Below are 23318 nucleotides of genomic sequence, written 5' to 3'. Positions count from 1 at the left end.
TTTTAGTTGCTGTGACACACAGTATTATAGATTAGGGTTAAAACCTGCATTTTTTGATGACCTGATGATAGTTTTACTTAACAAACTGATTTCAAGACGTATATATCATCACATTTCCATCATCAAACGATCATTTTTTGATGATCTTTGATGACACTTTCTTGTTTGATGACGACAGCTTTGATGATTGATGACAGTTTGATGATCGTTTGATGACGATATAAACAACTCATTAATAGCAAATTAACATAACATATCATCAAATCATCAAGATTTGATCTATCTCTGACCTACTGATTGAATAGAATCTTCCTTTAAGATGTGATTTGTACATTATCCCATTCATATCATATTTGTATGTCGTGTAGTTGAATGTATTATTAGAGACAGAGATATTCCAATTGTCAATGATACGTTTGGTCTCCATGCGAGTTACACGGATATTATTACTTCTGAGAAGCTCGATGGCATCCTTGTTAGTGAATTGAAACGTCTCCAGTTCAAAATTATCCATGATTTCTGAAATGATGCTCAATAGCTCCGTTTCCACTTTGTTTCTAAATCGCTTCTTAATTCTTAATAACGAGTCTGTCAACAATTGCTCTGGAGTAAACCACATTCTACTTTTCTTCTCTGCGGTAATTTCCCTTGTTTCTAGAAAGTGCATAAAAGCTGGCACCTCCACTTTCATCTTGTCAAGCAGAAAGGGGTCAGTCGATTCTAATGGTTGAATCTTACGAATCCAGTATCGTGTTTCAAGAGGGTCGATGGATATAAAATCATCCTCGTTATTCGAGCAAAGTATAAACTTTCCGAAAAACTCAGTTTCACTACGATCAACACCTTTAGCTTCTATTTTGTACGATTTTGCAGTTGATAGGTTTTTGATCTTCTCTGAATCTTCTTTCCGATCAAGCAAAACCTCATCCACTGCGATGACCAACTTATTTACCCATGAGTCGTTGAAATTTGAACGAAAATCTTCGTTGCTATTAAAAGTCATGTTCGCTCCAAAAATTGATTTGAGTAGAGACAAAAAGGTGGACTTTCCAGTACCGCGCTGAAGGCTAACCAGACAAAGAACAGGAAGTAGCTCTGTTGGCTTTTGATACAATATTGTGAGGTAGTCGAGACCCAAGGGCAACTGCTCTCCGAAAATATGTTGCAAAAATGCATGAATAGCATCGAACTCACCTTCTGATGGTTTGATGACCAAGGGTTCATATTGATTATAAAATCCTTTATATGACCTCTTATAATTAATATGGGAAGGTATATTTGTAAAGCCATCATATTTTGGTATTTGATCAAAAATCTCAGACCATTTGCGCCCGTAGTCTTGTTTGATCACATCTAGCGACCAAGGAGTTAATGTCTCGACAAAATCACCTGAAAGTAGAGGCTTTTTTATTTTCTTGTAATAAGTCGTTCTAACCCTAATGTATGGGTAAGTGTTATTATCATCCATATAATGTGTTGTTTATTTGGATGGAATGACCTAACTTTGATTAGATAATTAAGGACACCCATCCGTAAGAAATTTTAAAGCAGGTTTTAGCAGAACCTGCTTTACTTTTTTACCAATTTCCGTTCCTCCATTAATTTGACAAGTCGATCAGTAAGCCTCTTTCCATTAGCCAGCCATTCGATAATCTCATCACGTCGATAAATAATGGGAGTTTCAGAGCTCCATATAGGAATGGTACCTCTGGTGTTATAGGCATAGACAGTGGAAAGCTTAACACGAGCAAGTTGGGCTACCTCAGTGGCATCCATGTATTCTGATTCACGCTCGGATTTTGTTTCAGTAAGCTTAAGCTTTCCGAAATTACGGTCTAGATTAAGAATCAAATCCTCGATATGATTCAGTCGTTTTTCTAAAAATAAAAATGGGTTTTCCATAATTGCAAAAATTTTGTTTCTGCAATTATCGGTTCTCTACTTCTCTAAAAACTGAGTTCTAATACTATCCAGTACGATTTTAATAATTTTCACTAAATTTATAATACTTCCGCAACTAATAGTTAATACCATTTAGTTTTATGTAGTCATCTAACAGTTCCGAATAATATGCATATTTTCGCGGCTTGAAATTATCTCCCTTATCACCCTTAAACTGCTTGAATGTTAGCGACATTAATCTGACATAATTACCAATAGCTTTTTTGTTATAGCTGACATTGTAATCTTCTGCAAACGTCAAATTATATACAAAAAACTTATGAAAAACCGACCTTACAAATTCTTTCTTAACACCTTTAGGCAAAATAAAGTCCAAACAAATTTCTCTACCTTCAACAATCAATTCATTTATAAATCGGATATATTGATCATCAGTTAGGTTTATCCCTTTTAATTCTTTGACGGAGCAAGAGGTGTTTCTTCTGAAAAAATCAAAATATTTAATGACGTAAGACATAGGAATCTGGTTGAAATTATTCTCGCTAGACATCAAAAAACCCAGACTCTTCTCGAAATTGAACGATAATTCTAAGGCATCATTTTTCTTTTTCATAACAATTATCGATTCCTCAATATTCGATTGGATTTTATTTATAAAGGTTTTTAATGGAATTGAAAATTCTCTACCATCTTTCGTGCTCCTTAGAGTTAATTCAAAGTTTTTAGGTGTGTCTAGAAATTCTTCGGGAGGAAAACCATGAAGAAATGTGCCAGAATTTACAACCTGCCAAAATCGATCATATTCCGGATTTCGTTTCCGTTGAGGCGTTTGTACCACTACAGTGTTGAAATTAAAGCGATCATGCAATGTCAATATCCGCTCCCCACTACCTGTGTTTTTATGATTCCAAAAATCAGCTTTTTGTATCTTATAATCCTCAATGTCTCTTGATCGGTTCAATCTAAGAAATTCGTTCTTATCTGTCCAAATATCAGAATATCGGTGTCCCGTTTTCAAAATGGGCAATGTGCATACATATGAAACCACCAAAATAGGGCTAAGCTGAAAAAAGTGGTTGTAAAAGTATGTATATAAATGATAAAGTGCTAATAACAAACAAAATATACCTAATAGCATAAGGTGCCTATAAAACAATTCTCTTCTCCTATAAAATTTCCAAATGTCCTCAAGTGACATATCTTGCATCAGTATGCAGACAGTTGATTTCAGGACATTGTATCTTGATACTGGATTCAGCGATTCGTTTGCACCTATCCATTCGCAAAATAACGTAAAAGATGTTCCGTTCAATAATTTCTTCATGATTCTAAAATTTGATCTTATTTGCAGCCTCAATTTTTTTCGAATTTAATACTTTCGCATATATTTCCGTCGTTCGCAATTCCTTATGGCCAAGCATTTTTGAAACGGTATAAATATCCTCACCGGCACTGATCAGAAGTGTAGCATTGGTGTGCCGAAAAGAATGGAAGGTTATGTGCTTAGTTATTCCTGCATTCCTCGCCCATTTCGCGAGTAAGAAATTGTTATGCGAGCTATAAGTCAGTCCTTTGAATACATATTCTTGTGAATCAATAGCAGGGTTTCCCAGCTCTTTAACCGCTTCCTCTGTGATAGGCAAAGTTTCATAAGACTTTGTCTTGTTCTGATTAAAACGTACAAAATAACCTTGATCCTCTGAATACTGTATATCGATCCATTTTAGCTTCAGACAATCTCCCCAGCGCATACCCGTACGGATCGACCAGAATGCAGCTTTTTCCAGAACGGGATTGTCACAGCGAACAGCTTTCAATTTTTTAACTTCATCCAGTGTCAAAAATTCACGGAAGCTTTCTCCTTGCGGAAACGCTTTAATTCTCAAAATCGGATTATGGTGAAGGTGCTTATCTTCCATTGCCTGCTTGATTGCTGCACGAAACTTATTGAAATAGCTATACTTTGAATTCGCTGACAATTTATACGCCGAAGACTTCTTCGTATAGCAGCTGTCTAAATAATCTTTGAAACCCTCACAAAAAGCTTCATCTACCTGTGACATCACACATTGTCCCTTAGTATAGTCCTCTAAATAGTTATAAGTTGACAACCAGTTGTCGTAGTTTCCTTTGGAGGTGTACCGTTTCTTGACGATACTTTTAAAGTATGCTAGAAAGTCTAAATCTTTACTGGAGATAAATGGCATATCAAGCGTTTGACCGAGAAGATCCATCTGCCATTCGCTTTCTAATTGTTTGGCCTTAACTATCGTAAACTTATTATGTTCACGTTCTATTTTGTTTGCGGGTTTTTCAAACAGATAAAGGTCAAGAAACTTGCGGCGGGTTTCTTTCTTTTTCTTTTCGTCGTAAATCGGTGGATAGATGTCCAAGTAAAGGCTGGTTCTACCAGACTTGTTCTTTTGCTCACGTAGCGTAACTCTGTAAGATTTCATAAGATATTAGTTTTTAAAATTTGTACGTCATGTACGTGGCGAAATCAAAAAATACAAACCACGTACAAAACCATTAAAAATGCATCGTTTCAAAACTAATGCATTACAAACAATAAAGCATTGAAAATAACTCATCTTCAATGCTTTATATTTATTTACTAATATCTAGTTATATCCAGTAATATGCAACTACTTCCCGATACAAAACTTACTAAAAATATTCTCCAGCAAATCATCCGTAGTAACCGTCCCAGTTATCTCGCCCAAATACTGCAAAGCCTGCCGAATATCCATCGCCAAAAAATCCGATGTAATCGGATTATCAATCCCATACAACACCTTTTCCAAAGCTTCCTGCGTATGTTGCAAAGCCTCAACATGACGAATATTAGTCACCATGACATCCTCCGTATTAATATTCGAAAGATTAACTTGGTTCAATAATTCATCCTTCAGTTCCTCAATCCCCAATCCCTGCTTCGCAGAAATATAAATCGGGTTCAAAACCGCATACTCCATTCTTTCCCCTTCCGACAACAGATCCGATTTATTAATAATCGTCACAAATGGAATATTCAAAGACCTCACTTCCTCAATCTGCGATTGCACCGCAGCGATATAATCCTGGGTAGGATCAAAAAGATAGATAATCAACCTCGCCTGTTTCATCTTCTCCCGAGTCCGCTCCACACCTTTAGCCTCGATCACATCCTCCGTATCCCGGATCCCCGCCGTATCAATAAACCGAAAAGTAACCCCATGAATATTGATCTCATCCTCAATGGTATCTCTGGTCGTTCCGGCAATATCCGAAACAATCGCCCTCTCCTCATTCAATAAAGCATTCAACAAGGTTGATTTCCCTACATTCGGCTTACCAGCAATCACCACGGGAACTCCATTCTTCAACACATTTCCCTGCTCAAAAGAGCGGATCAACTTGGAAATCACCTGATGGATCTCCTGGATCAAAGACCGCAACTGCTCCCGATTGGCAAACTCCACATCCTCCTCCGCAAAATCCAATTCCAATTCGATCAAGGAAGCAAAATGCACCAGATCCTCCCGCAACTTCTGCAACTGGTTGGAAAATCCACCGCGCATCTGTTGCATGGCAATCTGATGGGATGCCGCCGAGTTGGAAGCAATCAGATCCGCCACAGCTTCCGCTTGGGAAAGATCCATTCCACCGTTCAAGAAAGCACGTAAGGTAAACTCCCCAGCCTTAGCCGCACGAGCACCTTTTTTGATCAAAAGACCGATAATTCGTTCGATGATGTATTTGGAGTTGTGGGTTGAAATCTCTACCACATTTTCCTTGGTATAGGAATTTGGACCTACAAATAATGTGATCAATACTTCATCAATGATTTGTTCGCCATCGCGGATGGTACCAAAATGAACGGTATGGGAGGCTTGCTTGGAAAGATCTTTTCCTTTGAAAACTTGATTGACTAAGGAAATGGCTTCCGAACCGGATAATCGGATGACAGCAATAGCTCCATTAGCACCTGGTGAGGTCGCTAAAGCGATGATGGTATCTTGGGAAATCAATGATGATGTAGACATGAAGCAAAGTTAATGAAAATTACGTCATGGTGAAGGGGATGGATTGTATGGGGATTTGAAGGATTTGGGGATGGGATGGAATTTAGTTTTGGGATGGGGTTTTTGATGATTTTGAGGAGAATGTTGGTACAAGGTTTTTACAAGGTTTGTACAAGTTTTGGTTCTTACTGCAAGTGAGTTGTAAGTGATATGTAAGTGAGGTGTAAGTGCTAAAAGGCACTTACAACTCACTTACAGTCTGCATACAATGTGAGTACAATAAGAATTGGAGATACCCGTCATTTCGATGAACTCTACGTCATTGCGAGGAACGAAGCAATCTTTACACTTAGCGAAAGATTGCTTCGTCGTACCTCCTCGCAATGACGCCCCTCTTCCTAAGAAGGAACCTTTCTTGCCATCTCCCTAGCCCAGATCCTGTGCTTCTTCATCTGAGTAATAAAATTCGCTAGCCAATCGCTTTCCGATTCAAAGACAACCCCTTCATCCTTCCTAATAAAAGACCTTTCCACCAATCCTTCCGCATCCTTTGCAAAGGCCAAGACCTTACAATGCCTATATCCCTCATTAATAAACTGAAGATAATCCGGATTCTCAGCCAATTTCGCAATTGAATCACCGCCTGGCGTATAAAAAGCATCAAAACAAACAGATGCATCCGTCAAATACGTATGCTGGATCTTCTCTGTCTCTCCGCCCTTATACTTCAACTGACCCACTTTCGAAGAAATCAACACCGCTTTCGCTCCTGCTTTCTCCAAAGCCTTCCTCACCTTATCCACACTCTCAAAACTCACCCCATCATCCAGCAAAAAAGCAACCTGACGCGTCTCAATAGTACCTTCACCATCCTTCACCTTCATACTCAAATACGCAGATTTCTCTACTTCTGGCTTATTCGGTTTGATCGGATAATCCGGATGATTGTTCCGCGCAAATTTCAAGGTCAGCTCATCCAAAGTCTTCGAAGGCGTCAATCCTAAGTTCTTCCCAATAGCATTCGCCAATTTAGGCTCTACCTGATACAAGATCGCCAACTCCCTTTTCCGGATATCCTCCGAGTTCACTTTTGATAGCTCAAAACTAAATGCATTGATCATATGCGTCTGCTCCTCTTCACTCAAGGAATTAAAGAACAACCTGGCCTGCGTAAAATGATCCGCAAAAGAGTTTGAACGTTCGCGAACCTTCAAACCCTGCACTTCCTGCCTTCCGGTTTGATAGCCCTGGGTACCCTTCATGCCCGCCTGAGCAGCATGCATCCCCCCCTTTCCATCAGAAGAACCAGATTTTCCATCAGCAGAACCAGCATTTCCCTCAGAACCTCCCATCTCCCCATTCAACATTGCATGATATGGACAGCCATTCCCCTGGCTATTCGGAAAATAACTGGTATTCCCCTTCAACACATCCATCCTTCCAAATCCATCCTTCTGATTATTATATTTCCCATTCACCGGCCTATTGATCGGCAGCTCATGGAAATTCGGACCACCCAATCTGTAATTCTGGGTATCCATATACGAGAAAATCCTTCCCTGCAACAACGGATCATCCGAAAAATCAATTCCTGGCACCAATCTTCCCGGATCGAAAGCCGCTTGCTCCGTCTCCGCAAAGAAGTTCTCCGGATTCCTATTCAAGGTCATCGTTCCGATGATCTTCACCGGCACCAATTCCTCCGGAATGATCTTCGTTGGATCCAAAATATCAAAAGAAAACTTCATTTCATCTTCCTCCGGGATCAACTGCACGCCCAAATCCCATTGTGGGAAATTGCCTTGATCAATCGCATCCCAAAGATCACGACGATGGAAATCCGCATCAAATCCGGAAATCTTCTGTGCCTCATTCCAAGCTACCCCATGTACACCCAATCTTGGTTTCCAATGGAATTTCACAAAAGTCGTTTTCCCTTCTGCATTCACAAACTTGAACGTATGCACCGAGAATCCTTCGATCATCCGCAAGCTCCGTGGGATCGCCCGGTCCGACATCACCCATAAAGACATATGTGCAGATTCCGGCATCAAGGAGATAAAATCCCAGAATGTATCATGGGCTGATGCCGCCTGTGGGATTTCCTTATCGGGTTCTGGCTTAACCGCATGTACTACATCCGGAAAGTTCATTGCATCTTGGATAAAGAAAACCGGGATGTTATTTCCTACCAAATCATAATTTCCCTCTTGGGTATAGAATTTCACGGAAAATCCACGCACATCTCGCGCAAGGTCCGTAGATCCTTTAAATCCAGCAACGGTAGAAAAACGGACAAACACCGGAGTTACTGTTCCTTTCTTCAAGAAATCAGCCACCGTAATATCCGAAAGGTCCTCCTTGGCTTCAAATACACCATGTGCGCCAGATCCTCTAGCATGAACCACACGCTCCGGAATCCGTTCGCGATCGAAATGCATGAGTTTGTCAAAAAAGAGATGATCCTGTTGCAGGGAAGGTCCGCGATTGCCGGCCTTCAGGGTATTGTTGTTGTCATGGATGGGCACTCCATCGTTACTGGTCATCATACGGTCCATGTTGTCCACAACATGCTTGTCCAATTGTTCAGTCTTTGGATTTTTTTTGCTTTTCATGATAAATGGTATAACGTCTAAAAATTATGGTTACCTATTGAACATGAAAGGACAAAAATTGTTTAGGTCTTTTCTGTCAAATATTTCCAATAGCGCTGCGGAACATGTCGGATATGCAGCTTCAGGTTTTTGCGCTGCTCGATATTGGTACTCTTAAAATATTTCTTCCAAAGAATCTGGTATTCCTCCTCCTTCAAGTCCAGACTCACCTGCAGACTCTGGCTTTCATCCGTCAGCATTTCGGCCGTGCTGAATACCTCCTGCACTTCTTTCAGGTTATAATGGTAGCCGTATTGCCTACGGATATCATAGATCAGCCACTGCTGATCGGCATAACGGTTCCTAAAAAAATCAATGATCAAAGGAAGCACATTGAAATCAGGTTCTATAATAGCTGTATATAACTCATTGGCATCCTTCATAAAGCGAACAAAAGCCTTCATCCGATGCCGCTCGCGATTGACTTTCTTGATGGTCTGATGGAACTGCAGGATCTGCGGATCTCCATAGTTCTTCAGATCCAAAGTTTCGGATTGGAAAAGCTTGATCAATAATTGGAATCCATTCAGCCAGGCTTTTTCCTCATCCGCCAGAAAATTCTGGTAGAAAAGTTTCATGCCGGCATGGCCTATTTTCTTTTCCATGGCCTGGACTACCCGCTGGAATCTCTCCGGATGGGTTTCAATCGGCCGACTTTCGAAAAACAGGGTGGTTTGGATCAGATCCAACCGAGTCGGTCGAGCATCGATTTCCTTCCGCGAAAAAGCCTCGAAAACACAACAGATATAACCGGCATAGGTGCCATCGAATATATAGTACATGGTTGATTCTTAATTTACATGAATAATTCTCAATTTAAAATAAGGTCAGCTGATAAGAATCAACCTCAGAAATCAATCGGGATGAATTTGAAGCCTCTCCGATTAAGGGTTGCTTGACCAAGGCTTTTCTTACTTGCTCTGGATATTGAAATCCCAAGCCAAACACCGAATCCGCGCAGCTCATAAAATATTTCGCCCGATTAAAAGCAATCCCCATTTTCTTCACCTGATCCTCCCGCAATTTCCCAAATTTCCTCGCCTGTACAATCTTATTCGCTGATTGCCTGCCAACCCCCGGAATCCGAATGATCCATTGATAGGATGCTGTATTGATATCTATCGGAAAGAACTGCGGATTGCGAATGGCCCAGGCTAATTTCGGATCCATATCCAATTCCAGATTCTGATGCTTTGTATTCAAGATCTCATGGAGCGAAAATCCGTAGAATCGCAATAACCAATCGGTTTGGTAAAGCCTGTTTTCACGTTGCAATGGCGGTGCTGTGCCTACTTGTGGCAACAAGGAATCCTTCGGATTGATGGGGATATAACCCGAATAATACACCCTTTTCAGATTATAGCTCTTATAGAATTCATTGGCGGTGCCCATAATATCCAGATCGCTCTCTCCTGTTGCTCCGATCACCATTTGTGTACTTTGTCCTGCAGGTACAAAAAGCGGCACTTTCTTAATGGTTTTCTTCTCTTCTTTTAAAGACATGATTTCGGTCTTGATGGTCTGCAAAGGTTCACGAACGGATTGATGATCCTTTTCGGGAGCTACCAATTTCAGCCCTTCTTCCGTAGGGATCTCCAGGTTAACACTCATCCGATCTACATACAATCCCGCCTCCTTCAACAAAGCTTCACTGGCGCCTGGAATAGCCTTCAAATGGATATAGCCATGGAACTTCTCCTCCGTTCGGAGCTTTTTGACCACCATCATCAGGCGTTCCATCGTATAATCTGCCGATTTGAAGATTCCAGAACTCAGGAATAATCCCTCGATATAATTCCGGCGATAAAAATTCATCGTCAGTTCCACCACTTCTTTCACCGAGAATGCTGCCCGTTGGATATCATTACTCTTCCGACTCACACAAAATGCGCAATCGAAGATGCAGTAATTGGTCATCAGAATCTTTAATAAGGATACGCAGCGGCCATCTTCGGTATAGGTATGGCAAATACCGCTGCTTGAAGAATCTCCTATACCTCCTATGTTTTTCCTTTTCCCTCCGCTCGAGCTGCAACTTACATCGTATTTCGCAGCATCGGCCAATATCTGTAGCTTATCACCAAAATCAAACATATTCCCTCCTATGATCAGGGTAAATTTACTAATATTTTTAGTATTTTAAATTTTATTTCCTAAAACTTTTATGTTGATGTTGGTGTTGAATAGGTAATCAAAATTTGAAAATCATGGCTATTAGTAATAAAAACAACGAAGAGGCGATCAAGAAATTAAAGACAATTGTGGATGATATTGATGTAGGTACGGTTTGTTCCTTTCCATCGGGTTCAAATTATCCACATGGGGTTCCGATGAGCCGTCAGGAAGTGGATGAATCTGGAAATATCTTTTATTTATGTTCCGCAGAGAGTGAGACTTTCCAGAATCTGGAAAAGGATAATCGGGTTTCTTTGTTCTATGCCGATCCGAAGAACTATACGTTTTTGAGTATTAATGGGAAAGCATCTATGAGCAGGGATCAGGAACGTATTGATAAATATTGGAACAAAATGATGGAGGGATGGTTCCAAAAAGGAAAAGAAGATCCGAATATTAGGGTTTTGAAGGTGAGCCCGGAAGATGCTCATTATTGGGATACGGGATCAAGTAAAATTGTAACTTTATTTGAAATGCTTAAAAATGCTATAACTGGAGAGAAGAATGATTTAGGCAAAGAAGGCGATTTGAATCTTTAACGTCATTTGAAGCCCTCCGTCATTGCGAGGAGGCACGACGAAGCAATCTCCGCGTCATTGCGAGGAGGCACGACGAAGCAATCTTTACACTAGTCGAAAGATTGCTTCGTTCCTCGCAATGACGATGGCCTGGCAATGACGTAGGGCCTCGCAATGGCGAGGAGATTGCTTCGTTCCTCGCAATGACGATACAGTTCTACACGTCAAATCTACACCTCAAAAATCTTCAAATCCTTAACCACCTTCCCATTCTTCACCACCATATTCACATCCGATACCCTCGAAACCACCTCCGCAGAACAACTCGCATCCATCAACACAAAATCCGCCACATCTCCAACCTTTGGCCATTTCATATTCCCCTTATCATCCAACGGCAACACCTCCACATTTGCCAATTTAAGCGCCCTAGAAAGATCAAACTCAGACACATACCCATACAACTGCGCCGCTAAATTAGCCTTCTCCAATACCGACCCTGTTCCAAACGTATTCCAATGATCCACTATACTATCATTCCCCGTCATCACCTTAACCCCATGCTTCAACAACGTTGGGATAGGCATCTGCAATCCCCCAAACGGAATGGTCGATATAATCCCCACCTCAGCCTCCGCCAACCTAACCGCCAATTCCTCCTGCTTCTGTCTCTCCACCCTTCCCAACACAAAACAATGGCTCAGATAGGTCTTTCCTTTTAACCCAGGATTCTCCAACACCTTATCCAGCAAATACTCCACCGTCTTCACACCCGATTCACCGCCCTCATGCAAATGTATATCAATCCCTTTCCCATGATCCAAAGCCAGCTGCACCGTAAAATCGATCGGCTTCTCAATACTTCCATCCAAACTAAACGGATCCACCCCTCCAATAAAATCAATTCCAGCCTGTGCGGCATCCTTCATATAAGGAACAGAGTCCGTATAGAACAGCCCATGCTGAGGAAAAGCAACCAATTCCGCAGAAAACGAATCCTTTTTATTATCCAAAGCCACCTGCAATTTCTTTAAGGCCTCCAATTATGAGGTCGGCTCCACATTCACATGGCTTCTTGCAAAGGTTGACCCCTTAGATTGCAACAGTTCGATCAGCTTTTCCGCTTTGGCAGTTGCATTCTTCAAAATCTCCGGCATGATCTTCTGCTCCAGTGCGATCATCCCTTTCACCCCTCCAGAACCTCTACGTACAGCTTGCCACTTTTCACCATAAAAGGTCTTATCCAAATGAATATGCATATCCTTAAATGCAGGAAGCATCAATTTTCCTTTCGCATCGATGACCTGCCCTGCTCCAGAAACAAGCCCAGGCCCAGACCCCCATGCTGGGCCGTTATTTTATTGATCTTCCCATTAACTACCTCCACCTGAAATAAATCGGTGTCGGTTCCAATGACCTCCTCTCCCTGGTATACAAAACCTGTTTCCAGACGAACATTCTTAAATAGTAAAGTATCCATAGCTGCTATATTTTGGTTTTCCTGGAACGCTGTTCCATCATGATTTTCATCCCTGAAATCTTTCGATTCTCCGAAACTGCTTAACATACTGAAACCTGATATTCCCAACACCGATTTCTTAATAAAGTTTTTTCTGTTCATTCCTGTACTTGCCATCTGTATCTCCTTTTAAATTTAAACGGTAATAATCAAAATATTGCTATAACAAAGCTACCAAAGAAATCAGCAATTATGTATATTGTAGCATATATCTAGAAAAACACAACCATGAATACACAATCCGTTAAGGCTTTTGGAACCGATGCTCCAGAAGCGGCATTGAAAGAAATGCAAATCGACCGCCGGGAACCTACTAGCAAAGACGTGGAGATCGACATCCTCTTTTGTGGGGTATGCCATTCCGATCTGCATACAGCACGCAATGAATGGCATGGAACGGTATATCCGAATGTACCGGGACATGAAATCGTAGGTCGGATCACGAGGGTTGGTGATGCAGTCCGTAAATTTAAGGTGGGTGACCTAGCGGCCGTAGGCTGTATGGTCGATTCCTGTCGCGAATGTGAACAATGCCAAAAAGGAAGTGAGCAGTATTGTGAAAAAGGGAATATTCAAACCTACAACTCCCCGGATAAGCATTTGAACAAACAGACCTTCGGGGGATATTCGGAGAAGCTGGTGGTAGATGAAGACTTTGTTTTACGCGTGCCCGATAATCTGGATCTTGCTGCGACCGCCCCATTATTATGTGCCGGAGTGACGACCTGGTCGCCGTTGAAGCATTGGAATATCGGTCCAGAGATGAAAGTCGGTATTGTTGGAATCGGGGGTCTTGGCCATATGGGGGTTAAATTGGCGAAAGCCATGGGTGCCCATGTCGTGGTTATTACAACTTCAACATCAAAAATCGAGGATGCAAAACGTTTAGGGGCAGATGAGGTCATTCTTTCTACCGATCCGGAACAGATGTCGGCCAATGCCAATACCTTACATTTTGTGTTGGATTGTGTTTCTGCGGAGCATGATGTGAATGCCTACCTGAAACTGTTAAAGGTCGATGGGACATTGGCCCTGGTCGGCGCACCGGAACATCCACTACCTATTGCGGCTTTTAGTCTGATTCCAGCCAGAAAGAACTTTGCTGGATCAACGATCGGAAGTATTCAAGAAACCCAGGAAATGTTGGACTTCTGCGGAGAAAATGGTATTACTGCCGATGTGGAGGTGATTAATATCCAAGATATCAATGAGGCATACGAAAGATTGCTGAAAGGGGATATTAAATATCGATTTGTGATTGATATGGCTTCTTTGAAGACCAGTTCATAAGAAGACCAGTTCATAAGAGGTATTAAAAAAAGAGAATAAAGAGCATAGGATTGAAAATTAAATCAATCCTATCTCCTTACAATAACCAACCAACTGTTCATTTTTATTAAAATCCAGCACATCCTTCATCAAATTCAACCGTCTCGATGGAACTTAAACTGGATGGCTTTATATTTCTTTCCTGTAGGTACTTAGGCATTTCCTTCTGAGGAATACCTTCATACAAAAACCGCACGATATGGATATCCAAACTCGAAAATTCATGCGAATTCTTCTCCTGCGTTACCTTCTTTAAATCTGGCGATTTATAGGTTTTGTTCATGGCTATAGCCTGCAAAGCTTCCTTCAAGTGCTGCGCATCCTTCCGTGCTTTTCGAACATATGCATCTACCAAACCTTGTTTGAATAGGCCATCAATTTCAGCTGTCCGATCCAAAGCCGAAAGAATGATTACCTTGATATCCGGCTGAACAGTCTTTACCGCACGGATCAGGTCCAAACCATTCAGCAACTCCTGCTGATTATCATCATCCTCAAATTCAATATCCGTTAACAGAAGATCATATGGCTCCCCCTGTGCAACCGCCTTTTTGATCCAGGTCAGCGCATGGTCACAATAGAAAACATATTTAGCATCTGGAATTCCAAATTCATGCAACGTTTTCTGAACCGAGATATTCGCAATCTCATGATCTTCAGCAATGAGTACTTTTTTAAACATAATTCAATTCTTAATGGAAAGCATTAGTCCTTCACTGGAATCTCGATCCTACATTTGAATCCTTCTCCTTCCCTACTTTCAAAATTAATCTGCCCGTTCAAGCTTTCCATACGGGAAACCGTATTTTTAAGACCTTTTCCATAATAGGCCCTAGCATCCATTCCTTCAAACCCATTTTTAACACCAATTCCATTATCCGAATACTGGATCAACAAGAATCCGTTCATTCTTTCAAACTTAAAAAGAACTGTACTGGCCATGCTGTGCTTACTCATATTCACCATCAGCTCCTGAAATCCATTCAACAGCTCCTGTTTATTTTTCTTGGAAATCCCCTTCCAGGTCTCCGGCTCATTCCCGACCAATAGCACTTTGCAATGTTCATTCGCAAATGATTTAATCAGATCACCTACCTGTTCATGATAGGCTCGCTGGTCATGAACACCCTCCTCCGATTCCATATCCCGCTCATGGGAGATGTCGCGCGATTTATGGTACATATCTTCCAATTGATCCAACACATGTTCTTTTTCCAACTGATCTTGATGTTCGATTTCGATCATCACCCGGTAGATTCCGTTGGCCACCACATCATGCACCTTTTTGGAGGTCTTCAATTTATTTTCCTGAATTTTATTCTCCATGAGTAAGGCCTGTCTCTTTCGATGCCTGATAAACCACAGCACCGCATAAAGACCCGTTAGGAGCAAAAAAGCAGTTCCGGCCTTTTGCCAGACTAGGCTTTTTTCGGCCAAAGCCTTATCCTTCTGCAGTTGAAGGTTTTCAGCTTTTGATTTTTCCGCCTCAAACCTGATCAACGCGAATTGGTTTCGGGTTATGGTCTGAACGGTACTCACGGAGTCCTGAATCCGGATGTATGCTTTAAAATAATCGCTGTTATTCTGATTGGGTTGGAGAGCAATGAGCTGTTTCAAACCCTTCATCTGATCTGTGGGAATCTTCAGTTGTTTTGCCATTTCATATCGCTTCTTCGCATAGTACATCGCTGAATCGCTGTTCTTCCCAACATAATAATCGCTAAGTAAAGCATAACTGGAATTCATCCCAATCAGATGATTCTCTTTCTTACGGATTTGCAGTGCCCGATGTAAATCCTTCAGCACATTGGTCGTATCCCCCAATAATCTTCGCGTATTGGCCATATTGGATAAGGTGCGAGCATAATCCAGCGATCCGTATTCGCTTTTTGCCAGGCTTGATTTTAACAGTTCCAAGGCCTCCACTTTTTTCCCGATTTTCCGATAACTCAATGCCAAATTATTCTGATATACAGCTACCTGCGAAGAATCTGATGCAAATCGAATAGCTTGCTGGTAATAATAGATTGCTTTCTCGGGCAAATTGATCTCATCACTGCTATTTCCAAGGGTATTATAATTCATGGAGAGATATGATCTACTCGTTTGATCAATTGTATCCAGGTATGGGATGGCCTCGATGGATGATTCCTGCGAACCGTAAAAATCGTTATACTCAAACTGCGTGATCGCCATATTGATATAGGCAGCAGCAATGCCTAAACTATCGTTCCGTTTCATATAAAACGTCTTCGCTTTATCGAAATAATAAAAGGCACTATCCGGCTGCTGATCATCCAGAAACTTATAGGCCATCGTATTATACGGATCTTTTACTTTTTCCCTTTCGGGTTTCGTCTTATGCGCAGATGTACATGCACAAAAAATGCACGAGATCAATAATAGGCAGTGTAATTTCACAGGGTTTGGTATTTGCAAAGCAAAATAGACAATTTTTTCTAATAATAAAGGCCTGAACTGGAGTTCAGGCCTTAGATCACACTATTATATACACAAGTTAAAAGAAGATGGAGCCATCTTCTCACCCAACAAATGTCAACTTTTATAATTCTTTAACGAACGATATTCGCGAAAGTTTCAATTAAATAAATATTAATACAGCGAATTAATAACTAGCACTCAAAGCTAAATAAAAAATTGAGTTATTCTTAATACCTCCAGCTTTTATTAGCTTGTTTTGTAGTGTTAAAGCTACAAATTAGCCTATATATGTCATAACAAATTTGAAATATAATCTTTAAACGAACATTCCTTAATTTTAGTATTCTTTTTTTTTACTATCATCTAACCTGTAATTTTATTAATTGTGATTACATCTATTTTCTTTTAACCCAATTGTGACAAATAAAAACCCTTTATTTAAAGTTTATGGCTATGTTTGCCCCCAATCATGATTGCAGATTTAGAAGACAAGGCGATTAAGGAAATCTATAATACGTCTATTATCCAACAGACAGCTTATTGGTCGGAGGTCAAAAGACTTCAGGGGGTCAACTCTATGGCCTTTAATTTCAAGGTGAAGAATTCGGAACTTTTCGCTGGCTCCGAGGATGATGCCTATTTCATCGGCGATCTATTGATCATCTTGCAGGCTGTTGATCAGGAGCATTGTATTGCTTATGTGCCTTACGGTCCGGAATTAGAACCTTCCGAAGAAAACCAAGGATACTTTCTGGAACAATTATCCGAAACACTGAGGCATTTCCTTCCCAAAAACTGCATCATGATCCGCTACGACCTATCTTGGGAGTCGCTATGGGCGAAAGAAGAAGACTGCTATGATATTCATGGCAATTGGATCGGTGTTCCCGAAAAAAGGATCCAAGAACTTCGTTTCAACTTCAATACCGAACATTGGAACCTCCGAAAAGCCAATACCGATATCCTGCCATCCAATACGATCTTTATGGATCTCAATCAGGATGAGGATCATTTATTGGGAATGATGAAGCCAAAAACCCGATACAACATCAACCTTTCTGGCCGTAAAGGAGTAAAAGTAAAATCCCTAGGACTGGAAAGCTTGGATATCTGGTATGAACTATACCGACAAACCGCCAAAAGGAATAATTTCTTCCTCCATGATATCAATTATTTCCGCATAGTCCTATCTGCCCGGGCAAATGATACGCAATCACCGGCCGATGTGTATCTTTTATTGGCCGAGGTGGATGAACTTCCTTTGGCTGCGATGTTTCTCGTCGTATCCAAGAACCGGGGGACCTACCTTTATGGTGCTTCCGCTACCGAAAACAGAAATTACATGGCAACCTACGCCCTGCAATGGAAAGCCATGCAATTAGCAAAAGAAAAAGACTGTACAGAATACGATTTCTTCGGGATATCGCCACAGGCCGATCCTTCGCATCCCATGTATGGATTATTCCGCTTTAAAAGCGGTTTCGGTGGACAGATCTATCATCGGATGGGCTGTTGGGACTATCCCCTCGATAAAGAGAAGTACAGCTATTATGCTTCCATGGAATTTAAGAACCAAAGCTATCATTTAAGTTAGGGAATCCTTAAAAATTGTGTATATTCGAGCCTAATTATTAGCCAAAATTAATGCTTAACGAATACAGGCCCGGAAAACATCTTTTACTTACCCTACAGGTTTCTACTCTGGAATTACTGACTTCTTTGGAGCAGTTCCAATCCTTCAGCCAATCCTTATTGATTGAAGAAGATCTACAGGTAGTAGGTTTATCCTCTCATGTGTTTGATGGGAACGGATTTACGGCGGCCATTTGTTTGAAGGAATCCCACATCTGTGTACACACCTGGCCAGAATTCCATCAACTAACCCTTGATATTTACCTATGTAATTACCTGAAAGACAATTCACAAAAGGTAATAGCCATTGGAGAAAAATATAAAGCATATTTTGAAGCTACGGTTTTGAACGAAACTTTGGTAAATCGCTAAGCTATGCAGATCAGCTGTTCCAAATGCCAACATAAACAGAATTTTAAGGTAGAAGTATCCGAATTCCAGGGTTACGTCTGCCCGAATTGCCATGCCTATTTTAAAGGTACCGATCCGGATAAGTGGGTTTTTCAAAAAAACCTGAATCCTGGAAAGGATGTGCTATGGCCAATCCTTGGGGAATTCATTAATTTCCAAGGCAATCATTATCAGATCATCACCAAAATCCGCCGTGCCGGTGTTTTAGGAAAATCCAACGAATATGTCGGATTATCTACGGATGATGAGGAACTGTACTTGGCCGATGGAGATGAGTATGCCTGTTTTCTGGAGCCGATTTCCGAAGATAAAATCGACCGCAAATCTGAAAATCGCATTAAATACGATGGTAATTATAATCGGGAAGAAGGCGGAACGCAAAATGTGATCTATGCGGAAGGTTTTGTTTTTGAAGATCTCGATGCCACCTCCTCTTACATTACCTATGCTCATTCCTTGAATGAGGATAAGTTTATTTCGGAAGAAATATTCCAAGGGAAGAGGGAATATTATGCCGGAAAGTATCTACACGGTCCTAATTATTACTCCATGTTTGAGAAGTACAGGGAGTTCGAAGAGAAAAAGAAGCACATCAATTCCAAGCTCTTAGGGGCTTTATTGCCATTTCTACTTATTCCTGGGATATTATTTTACTTTTTGTATTATAATCAGCTCAGTATCCAGACCCTGACCTTCAATGAAACCTTTACCAGCGAAAACCTGGCGAACAGCTTTGTTTCCACGCCATTTGAATTGAAGGGAAATACCAAAAAACAGTTGGTTATGGACGGATTCTCCATCTCTTCGGTACCGAATTTGGTAATCCAGGTCAATCTAGTGAATAAGAAGACCAATCAGGTCAGCCAAGTTAGACCATACGTGCATAAATTTAATCCTTCGAATCAGGCTAATGCCTTGAATATTGATTTTTGTAGGGTGGAACCGGGACAATACCATTTAGTATTTGAAACCTCGATGACCGGATCGCCTAATCAAGCGGTCAAATTGGAGGAACAGATCAAACTGAAATATGGTGGGGTCAGTTATACGCCTTTGATATTTACCTATGCAGCCACGGTGATGATCTTTATTTTCTTTTTCATCAATTTTAACCAACCGGATAAAATTGCGGAACTAAGTAAACGAGGGGATTTTTCAGGTTGGTACATGATCAAACAAGATGGATTATTGATCCTGTTTTTCTTTGTTTGTCTTGCCCTCCCTGCCTATAAATACTATGAGGACAACATGAAAACCTGTAGTGCAGATTTAGAAGTGCAAGCACAGGTGGACCATACCCGTACAGGAAACAGAATAATATACACTAGATCGCCACTGATGAGTGGTAGTCATAAATAAGCAAAAGCATATGAATTACGATTATTTTTTCAAAGGTATTGCTGCCTCGGTTATTTATTCCCTTATCGGAATAGTAATCCTGTTATTGGCTTATCTATTGATCGAGAAATTGACGCCGGAAAAGTCCTGGCAGGAGATTGTCAAAAACCATAATGTCGCCTTGGCAATCGTTTTTGCCAGCTTTATTTTAGGCATCTCCATTATTATCGCAGCCTCAATTCATGGATAGAAAGAAAAATCTTTCCATCTTCCTTTTATTAGCTGTATTCATCATCGCCATTTGTGGATTGGTCTACGAGTTGGTGGCTGGTGCATTGGCCAGTTATCTATTGGGAGATTCGGTAAAGCAATTCTCTTTCATCATCGGCACTTACCTCTTTTCAATGGGGGTTGGATCCTATCTTGCCAAATTTATCCATAAGAACCTGTTCGATCGATTCATCGAGATCGAACTCTTGATAGGTATTATTGGGGGTACAAGTTCTGTTCTTTTATTCCTTCTATTTCAACAGGTTGAACATTTCCAGTTTATTTTATACTTTATTGTATTTCTGACAGGTTGTCTCTGTGGAATGGAAATCCCTTTGTTGATGAACATCCTCAAGGACAGGGTGCAATTCAAGGATTTGGTCTCCAATGTTTTCGCTTTTGATTACATCGGTGCATTGATCGCTTCGGTTTTATTCCCGATCCTGCTGATTCCAAAATTAGGGGTTATGGGTACTTCCCTCCTGTTCGGAATCATCAATATCTGTGTAGGGGTTTTCCTTGCCTTTTACCTGAGCAAGTTCCTGAAAAGGCCGACCTGGATGAAGATCAAGGCTATACTATGTTTGGTATTCCTGCTGATTGTCTTTTATTATTCCGATCGGCTCTTGGCCTATTCGGAGAACCAGCTATATGGAAACAACGTCATCTACAAGCATTCGACGACCTATCAGCGTATTGTACTGACCTCCTCCAACGGAAATTACCAGCTGTTTCTGAACAACAACCTTCAGTTCAACACCAAGGATGAGTACAGATACCATGAATGCCTGGTGCATCCCGCCATGTCGGTTGCCAAAACGCCGAAACGTGTGCTTATCTTAGGGGGTGGCGATGGTTTGGCCGCCAGGGAAATCCTGAAATACCCTATGGTAGAACATATTACCTTGGTCGACCTGGACGAAGGGATGACCAAATTGTTTCAGACTAATGAAATTCTTCGTCAGCATAATCAGGATGCATTGAACAGCCCTAAGGTAAGGGTCGTAAATGAAGATGCATTTATCTGGATAAAGGACCATCAGGAGCAATATGATGTCATCATCATCGATTTTCCGGATCCTTCCAACTACAGCTTAGGCAAATTGTACACCAATGCTTTTTACAAGCGCTTACGGTTTTTGATGCATGAGCAAAGCATTATTGCTGTGCAGACTACATCACCCTATTATGCGCCCAAAGCCTATTGGTGCATTCATGAAACCATAGCTTCTATTTTTCCGAATCCACAGGCTTACCATGCCTATGTGCCTTCCTTCGGCGAATGGGGCTTCTGTTTATTCTCCCCAGATAAAAACGTAGATTTCCAACAGGTGAACCATAAGGTGGACAACCTGCGTTTCTATGACTACAATTTCTCCAAACTCACGGACTTTGCAACAGATATGCAAAAAATACCGGTGGAGATCAATCGTTTGGACAATCAGATTTTAGTGCGGTATTTCGATGAAGAGTGGAGCAAGATATAAGTGGAACAGACGACATTTCCTGAAAGCAAGCCTTTTATTGGGTCTTGGCACTACTTTCCTGCAAGCCTGCAAAAGAAAGGCAAACCATATCTTATTAAAACTGACCGGCACCAACCACATCTTAGGGCATCGCTTATGGCTACCCGACTTCCCCCCTGTTTCTGAAAAGATTGAAATCCCTGTATTGATTCTTGGAGGTGGAATCGCAGGCTTATCTGCTGCATATCAATTCCATGAAAAGGGCTTCCAGGACTTTCTCTTATTGGAAATGGAAGATGAAGTGGGCGGAAACTCCAAATCAGGGTCAAATTCCTACAGTAAACATCCACAGGGCGCCCATTACCTGCCCATACCCAACGCCTCCAACAAAGAAATTTACCACTTTTTAGAAAAGTCAAAGATCGTTAAGGGTTGGACAGCAACTGGTGAACCAATATTTGATGAAGAACAGCTGTCCTTTGACCCGATGCATAGGCTCTTTATCGACAATTATTGGCAGAATGGCATTGTTCCTGAATATGGGCTAGATGAGGAAGAATTGGCCGAAATGGAGCGTTTTCATGGCCTCATGAAGGATTTTACGGAAATGAAAGGTAGGGATGGAAAATATGTATTTGATATTCCAACACTTTTCGCATCAAACGATCATGATCTGGAGGATCTGGATAGCATCAGCATGGAAAAGTGGCTGCTGGATCAAGGATTCAAAACAAAACCGGTATTTAGTTATGTGAATTACTGTTGCAGGGATGATTTCGGTACAGGCGTTAAACATACCTCAGCTTTTGCAGGTATACATTATTTTTCCAGTAGAAAGCATGATTACCTCGGAAATGAAGAAGCCGTATTGACCTGGCAGGAAGGCAATGGAAGATTGGTGTCCTTATTGAAAAAATACGCGGAAGGAAAGATAAAGAACAATTGTTTAGCTTATAAAATAGAATGGGATGAGAACAAAGTTCAAGTTCAGGTATACGACATTAAAACCAATAAATCAACTCTTTATATAACTAATCAACTCATCAATTGTTGTCCGCAATTTGTAAATAAATACCTGATCACTTCACGGAAAACCTTAAGCGATAAATTTGCTTATGCACCATGGTTAATTGCCACGATCACCCTGAAAAGTTTCCCCGCTGCTTCGGGCGCTCCCTTATCCTGGGACAATGTGATCCATGATGGCAAGGGCTTAGGCTATATCTTTGATCAGCATCAGAGCCTTGCCCAATATAAGGCTCCTTATGTAATCAGCTATTACCATTCTTTAGATGCCCAAGACCTTCGAAAGGAACGAAAGAAACTATTGGATTTTAGTGAGGAACAATGGCGGGATTTCATTATTGAAGATCTCTCCAAAGCACATTATGGCATCGAGGAGGAAATATTGGATATGCGTATCCATCGTTTAGGCCATGGCATGATCAGCCCAGTTCCAGGGTTCATGATGAGTGAGGCCCGGAAGGAAATGGCCAAACCAATTGCCGACCGGATTTATTTTGCACATTCTGACCTTTCCGGACTCTCCCTATTCGAGGAAGCATTCTATAGAGGCTATTTAACGGCCAAAGAAATATTAACTAAATATTATTAATAGGTTTTCTGTAAAATATATTCTTCATTTCGTCTATATTTAT

21 protein-coding genes are annotated in these 23318 nt (G+C 41.0%); 8 read left to right on the top strand and 13 right to left on the bottom strand.

What is annotated here, in order from left to right:
- Window positions 1-259: 259 nt before the first annotated feature.
- The 8 genes from VJ786_RS08225 to VJ786_RS08190 form a co-directional block, all read right to left on the bottom strand.
- Complete coding sequence (locus VJ786_RS08225; RefSeq protein WP_336557598.1) at window positions 260-1468, bottom strand: primase-helicase family protein; 1209 nt, start codon at window positions 1466-1468, stop codon at window positions 260-262.
- 101 nt (window positions 1469-1569) lie between these two features.
- The gene (locus VJ786_RS08220; RefSeq protein WP_336557597.1) at window positions 1570-1902 is read right to left on the bottom strand and encodes a helix-turn-helix domain-containing protein; all 333 of its coding nucleotides are present in this window, start codon (window positions 1900-1902) and stop codon (window positions 1570-1572) included.
- Between the two features lie 115 nt (window positions 1903-2017).
- Window positions 2018-3226: a hypothetical protein gene (locus VJ786_RS08215; RefSeq protein ID WP_336557596.1), complete on the bottom strand. Its 1209-nt coding sequence runs from the start codon at window positions 3224-3226 to the stop codon at window positions 2018-2020.
- Window positions 3227-3230: 4 nt separating this feature from the next.
- Entirely contained in the window at window positions 3231-4358 is a 1128-nt protein-coding gene (locus VJ786_RS08210; RefSeq protein WP_336557595.1) for a tyrosine-type recombinase/integrase, read from the bottom strand.
- 189 nt (window positions 4359-4547) lie between these two features.
- A complete protein-coding gene (gene mnmE / locus VJ786_RS08205; RefSeq protein WP_099366117.1) occupies window positions 4548-5927 on the bottom strand; it encodes a tRNA uridine-5-carboxymethylaminomethyl(34) synthesis GTPase MnmE in 1380 nt (459 codons plus the stop codon).
- A gap of 377 nt (window positions 5928-6304) precedes the next feature.
- Entirely contained in the window at window positions 6305-8521 is a 2217-nt protein-coding gene (locus VJ786_RS08200; protein ID WP_099366118.1) for a catalase, read from the bottom strand.
- Window positions 8522-8583: 62 nt separating this feature from the next.
- Entirely contained in the window at window positions 8584-9342 is a 759-nt protein-coding gene (locus tag VJ786_RS08195) for a TIGR03915 family putative DNA repair protein (RefSeq protein ID WP_099366119.1), read from the bottom strand.
- Between the two features lie 34 nt (window positions 9343-9376).
- Window positions 9377-10654 (bottom strand): putative DNA modification/repair radical SAM protein, encoded by a 1278-nt coding sequence (locus VJ786_RS08190; RefSeq protein ID WP_099366120.1) that lies wholly within the window; start codon window positions 10652-10654, stop codon window positions 9377-9379.
- 113 nt (window positions 10655-10767) lie between these two features.
- Between VJ786_RS08190 and VJ786_RS08185 the strand changes: the two genes are divergently transcribed.
- Complete coding sequence (locus VJ786_RS08185) at window positions 10768-11274, top strand: pyridoxamine 5'-phosphate oxidase family protein (protein ID WP_099366121.1); 507 nt, start codon at window positions 10768-10770, stop codon at window positions 11272-11274.
- A 209-nt stretch (window positions 11275-11483) separates the two neighbouring features.
- Here VJ786_RS08185 and VJ786_RS08180 read toward each other — a convergent pair whose 3' ends face one another.
- From VJ786_RS08180 to VJ786_RS08170, 3 genes are read right to left on the bottom strand one after another with little or no spacing between them, the layout of a single operon-like run.
- Window positions 11484-12296 carry an amidohydrolase family protein gene (locus VJ786_RS08180; RefSeq protein ID WP_336557594.1) on the bottom strand — a complete coding sequence of 271 codons (813 nt, stop codon included), beginning with the start codon at window positions 12294-12296 and terminating at the stop codon, window positions 11484-11486.
- Window positions 12297-12512 (bottom strand): hypothetical protein, encoded by a 216-nt coding sequence (locus VJ786_RS08175; RefSeq protein ID WP_257213704.1) that lies wholly within the window; start codon window positions 12510-12512, stop codon window positions 12297-12299. It lies immediately after the preceding gene.
- Window positions 12513-12532: 20 nt separating this feature from the next.
- The gene (locus VJ786_RS08170; protein WP_257213708.1) at window positions 12533-12889 is read right to left on the bottom strand and encodes a hypothetical protein; all 357 of its coding nucleotides are present in this window, start codon (window positions 12887-12889) and stop codon (window positions 12533-12535) included.
- 111 nt (window positions 12890-13000) lie between these two features.
- Here VJ786_RS08170 and VJ786_RS08165 point away from each other — a divergent pair, with 111 nt between their 5' ends.
- Complete coding sequence (locus VJ786_RS08165; protein ID WP_099366122.1) at window positions 13001-14062, top strand: NAD(P)-dependent alcohol dehydrogenase; 1062 nt, start codon at window positions 13001-13003, stop codon at window positions 14060-14062.
- A gap of 106 nt (window positions 14063-14168) precedes the next feature.
- Here the strand turns inward: VJ786_RS08165 and VJ786_RS08160 are convergent, their stop codons facing one another.
- Together VJ786_RS08160 and VJ786_RS08155 are read right to left on the bottom strand one after the other, a co-directional pair.
- Window positions 14169-14783: a response regulator gene (locus tag VJ786_RS08160; protein ID WP_336557593.1), complete on the bottom strand. Its 615-nt coding sequence runs from the start codon at window positions 14781-14783 to the stop codon at window positions 14169-14171.
- 23 nt (window positions 14784-14806) lie between these two features.
- Window positions 14807-16417 carry a tetratricopeptide repeat-containing sensor histidine kinase gene (locus tag VJ786_RS08155; protein WP_099366124.1) on the bottom strand — a complete coding sequence of 537 codons (1611 nt, stop codon included), beginning with the start codon at window positions 16415-16417 and terminating at the stop codon, window positions 14807-14809.
- 595 nt (window positions 16418-17012) lie between these two features.
- Between VJ786_RS08155 and VJ786_RS08150 the strand changes: the two genes are divergently transcribed.
- The 6 genes from VJ786_RS08150 to VJ786_RS08125 are packed head-to-tail and all read left to right on the top strand — an operon-like array spanning window position 17013 to window position 23275.
- Window positions 17013-18137 carry a lipid II:glycine glycyltransferase FemX gene (locus tag VJ786_RS08150; protein ID WP_099366125.1) on the top strand — a complete coding sequence of 375 codons (1125 nt, stop codon included), beginning with the start codon at window positions 17013-17015 and terminating at the stop codon, window positions 18135-18137.
- 50 nt (window positions 18138-18187) lie between these two features.
- Window positions 18188-18547 carry an S-adenosylmethionine decarboxylase family protein gene (locus VJ786_RS08145; protein ID WP_336557592.1) on the top strand — a complete coding sequence of 120 codons (360 nt, stop codon included), beginning with the start codon at window positions 18188-18190 and terminating at the stop codon, window positions 18545-18547.
- Window positions 18548-18550: 3 nt separating this feature from the next.
- Window positions 18551-19945 carry a DUF4178 domain-containing protein gene (locus VJ786_RS08140; RefSeq protein ID WP_336557591.1) on the top strand — a complete coding sequence of 465 codons (1395 nt, stop codon included), beginning with the start codon at window positions 18551-18553 and terminating at the stop codon, window positions 19943-19945.
- Window positions 19946-19955: 10 nt separating this feature from the next.
- Window positions 19956-20174, top strand: coding sequence for a DUF350 domain-containing protein (locus VJ786_RS08135; RefSeq protein WP_099366128.1), 219 nt, complete (start codon window positions 19956-19958; stop codon window positions 20172-20174).
- On the top strand, window positions 20167-21681 hold the full coding sequence (locus tag VJ786_RS08130) for a polyamine aminopropyltransferase (protein ID WP_099366129.1): 1515 nt from the start codon (window positions 20167-20169) through the stop codon (window positions 21679-21681). The genes VJ786_RS08135 and VJ786_RS08130 overlap by 8 nt, the downstream gene beginning before the upstream one ends.
- Entirely contained in the window at window positions 21659-23275 is a 1617-nt protein-coding gene (locus VJ786_RS08125; protein WP_336557590.1) for an FAD-dependent oxidoreductase, read from the top strand. The genes VJ786_RS08130 and VJ786_RS08125 overlap by 23 nt, the downstream gene beginning before the upstream one ends.
- Window positions 23276-23318: the final 43 nt, after the last annotated feature.

The organism is Sphingobacterium tenebrionis, from assembly GCF_037126265.1.
GTDB lineage: Bacteria > Bacteroidota > Bacteroidia > Sphingobacteriales > Sphingobacteriaceae > Sphingobacterium > Sphingobacterium tenebrionis.
The sequence above is the reverse complement of the archived record's forward strand: the minus strand, read 5'-3'. Positions and strand labels throughout refer to the sequence as shown.

What these genes read in the sequence shown, in the direction of transcription:
- VJ786_RS08135 (WP_099366128.1), top strand. Translation starts at nt 19,956, where the DNA reads ATGAATTACGATTATTTTTTCAAAGGTATTGCTGCCTCGGTTATTTAT.
- VJ786_RS08225 (WP_336557598.1), bottom strand. Translation starts at nt 1,468, where the DNA reads ATGGATGATAATAACACTTACCCATACATTAGGGTTAGAACGACTTAT.
- VJ786_RS08210 (WP_336557595.1), bottom strand. Translation starts at nt 4,358, where the DNA reads ATGAAATCTTACAGAGTTACGCTACGTGAGCAAAAGAACAAGTCTGGT.
- VJ786_RS08125 (WP_336557590.1), top strand. Translation starts at nt 21,659, where the DNA reads ATGAAGAGTGGAGCAAGATATAAGTGGAACAGACGACATTTCCTGAAA.
- VJ786_RS08215 (WP_336557596.1), bottom strand. Translation starts at nt 3,226, where the DNA reads ATGAAGAAATTATTGAACGGAACATCTTTTACGTTATTTTGCGAATGG.
- VJ786_RS08140 (WP_336557591.1), top strand. Translation starts at nt 18,551, where the DNA reads ATGCAGATCAGCTGTTCCAAATGCCAACATAAACAGAATTTTAAGGTA.
- VJ786_RS08195 (WP_099366119.1), bottom strand. Translation starts at nt 9,342, where the DNA reads ATGTACTATATATTCGATGGCACCTATGCCGGTTATATCTGTTGTGTT.
- VJ786_RS08170 (WP_257213708.1), bottom strand. Translation starts at nt 12,889, where the DNA reads ATGGCAAGTACAGGAATGAACAGAAAAAACTTTATTAAGAAATCGGTG.
- VJ786_RS08150 (WP_099366125.1), top strand. Translation starts at nt 17,013, where the DNA reads ATGATTGCAGATTTAGAAGACAAGGCGATTAAGGAAATCTATAATACG.
- VJ786_RS08185 (WP_099366121.1), top strand. Translation starts at nt 10,768, where the DNA reads ATGGCTATTAGTAATAAAAACAACGAAGAGGCGATCAAGAAATTAAAG.
- VJ786_RS08130 (WP_099366129.1), top strand. Translation starts at nt 20,167, where the DNA reads ATGGATAGAAAGAAAAATCTTTCCATCTTCCTTTTATTAGCTGTATTC.
- VJ786_RS08190 (WP_099366120.1), bottom strand. Translation starts at nt 10,654, where the DNA reads ATGTTTGATTTTGGTGATAAGCTACAGATATTGGCCGATGCTGCGAAA.
- VJ786_RS08200 (WP_099366118.1), bottom strand. Translation starts at nt 8,521, where the DNA reads ATGAAAAGCAAAAAAAATCCAAAGACTGAACAATTGGACAAGCATGTT.
- VJ786_RS08220 (WP_336557597.1), bottom strand. Translation starts at nt 1,902, where the DNA reads ATGGAAAACCCATTTTTATTTTTAGAAAAACGACTGAATCATATCGAG.
- VJ786_RS08175 (WP_257213704.1), bottom strand. Translation starts at nt 12,512, where the DNA reads ATGCATATTCATTTGGATAAGACCTTTTATGGTGAAAAGTGGCAAGCT.
- mnmE (WP_099366117.1), bottom strand. Translation starts at nt 5,927, where the DNA reads ATGTCTACATCATCATTGATTTCCCAAGATACCATCATCGCTTTAGCG.
- VJ786_RS08155 (WP_099366124.1), bottom strand. Translation starts at nt 16,417, where the DNA reads ATGGCCTATAAGTTTCTGGATGATCAGCAGCCGGATAGTGCCTTTTAT.
- VJ786_RS08160 (WP_336557593.1), bottom strand. Translation starts at nt 14,783, where the DNA reads ATGTTTAAAAAAGTACTCATTGCTGAAGATCATGAGATTGCGAATATC.
- VJ786_RS08165 (WP_099366122.1), top strand. Translation starts at nt 13,001, where the DNA reads ATGAATACACAATCCGTTAAGGCTTTTGGAACCGATGCTCCAGAAGCG.
- VJ786_RS08145 (WP_336557592.1), top strand. Translation starts at nt 18,188, where the DNA reads ATGCTTAACGAATACAGGCCCGGAAAACATCTTTTACTTACCCTACAG.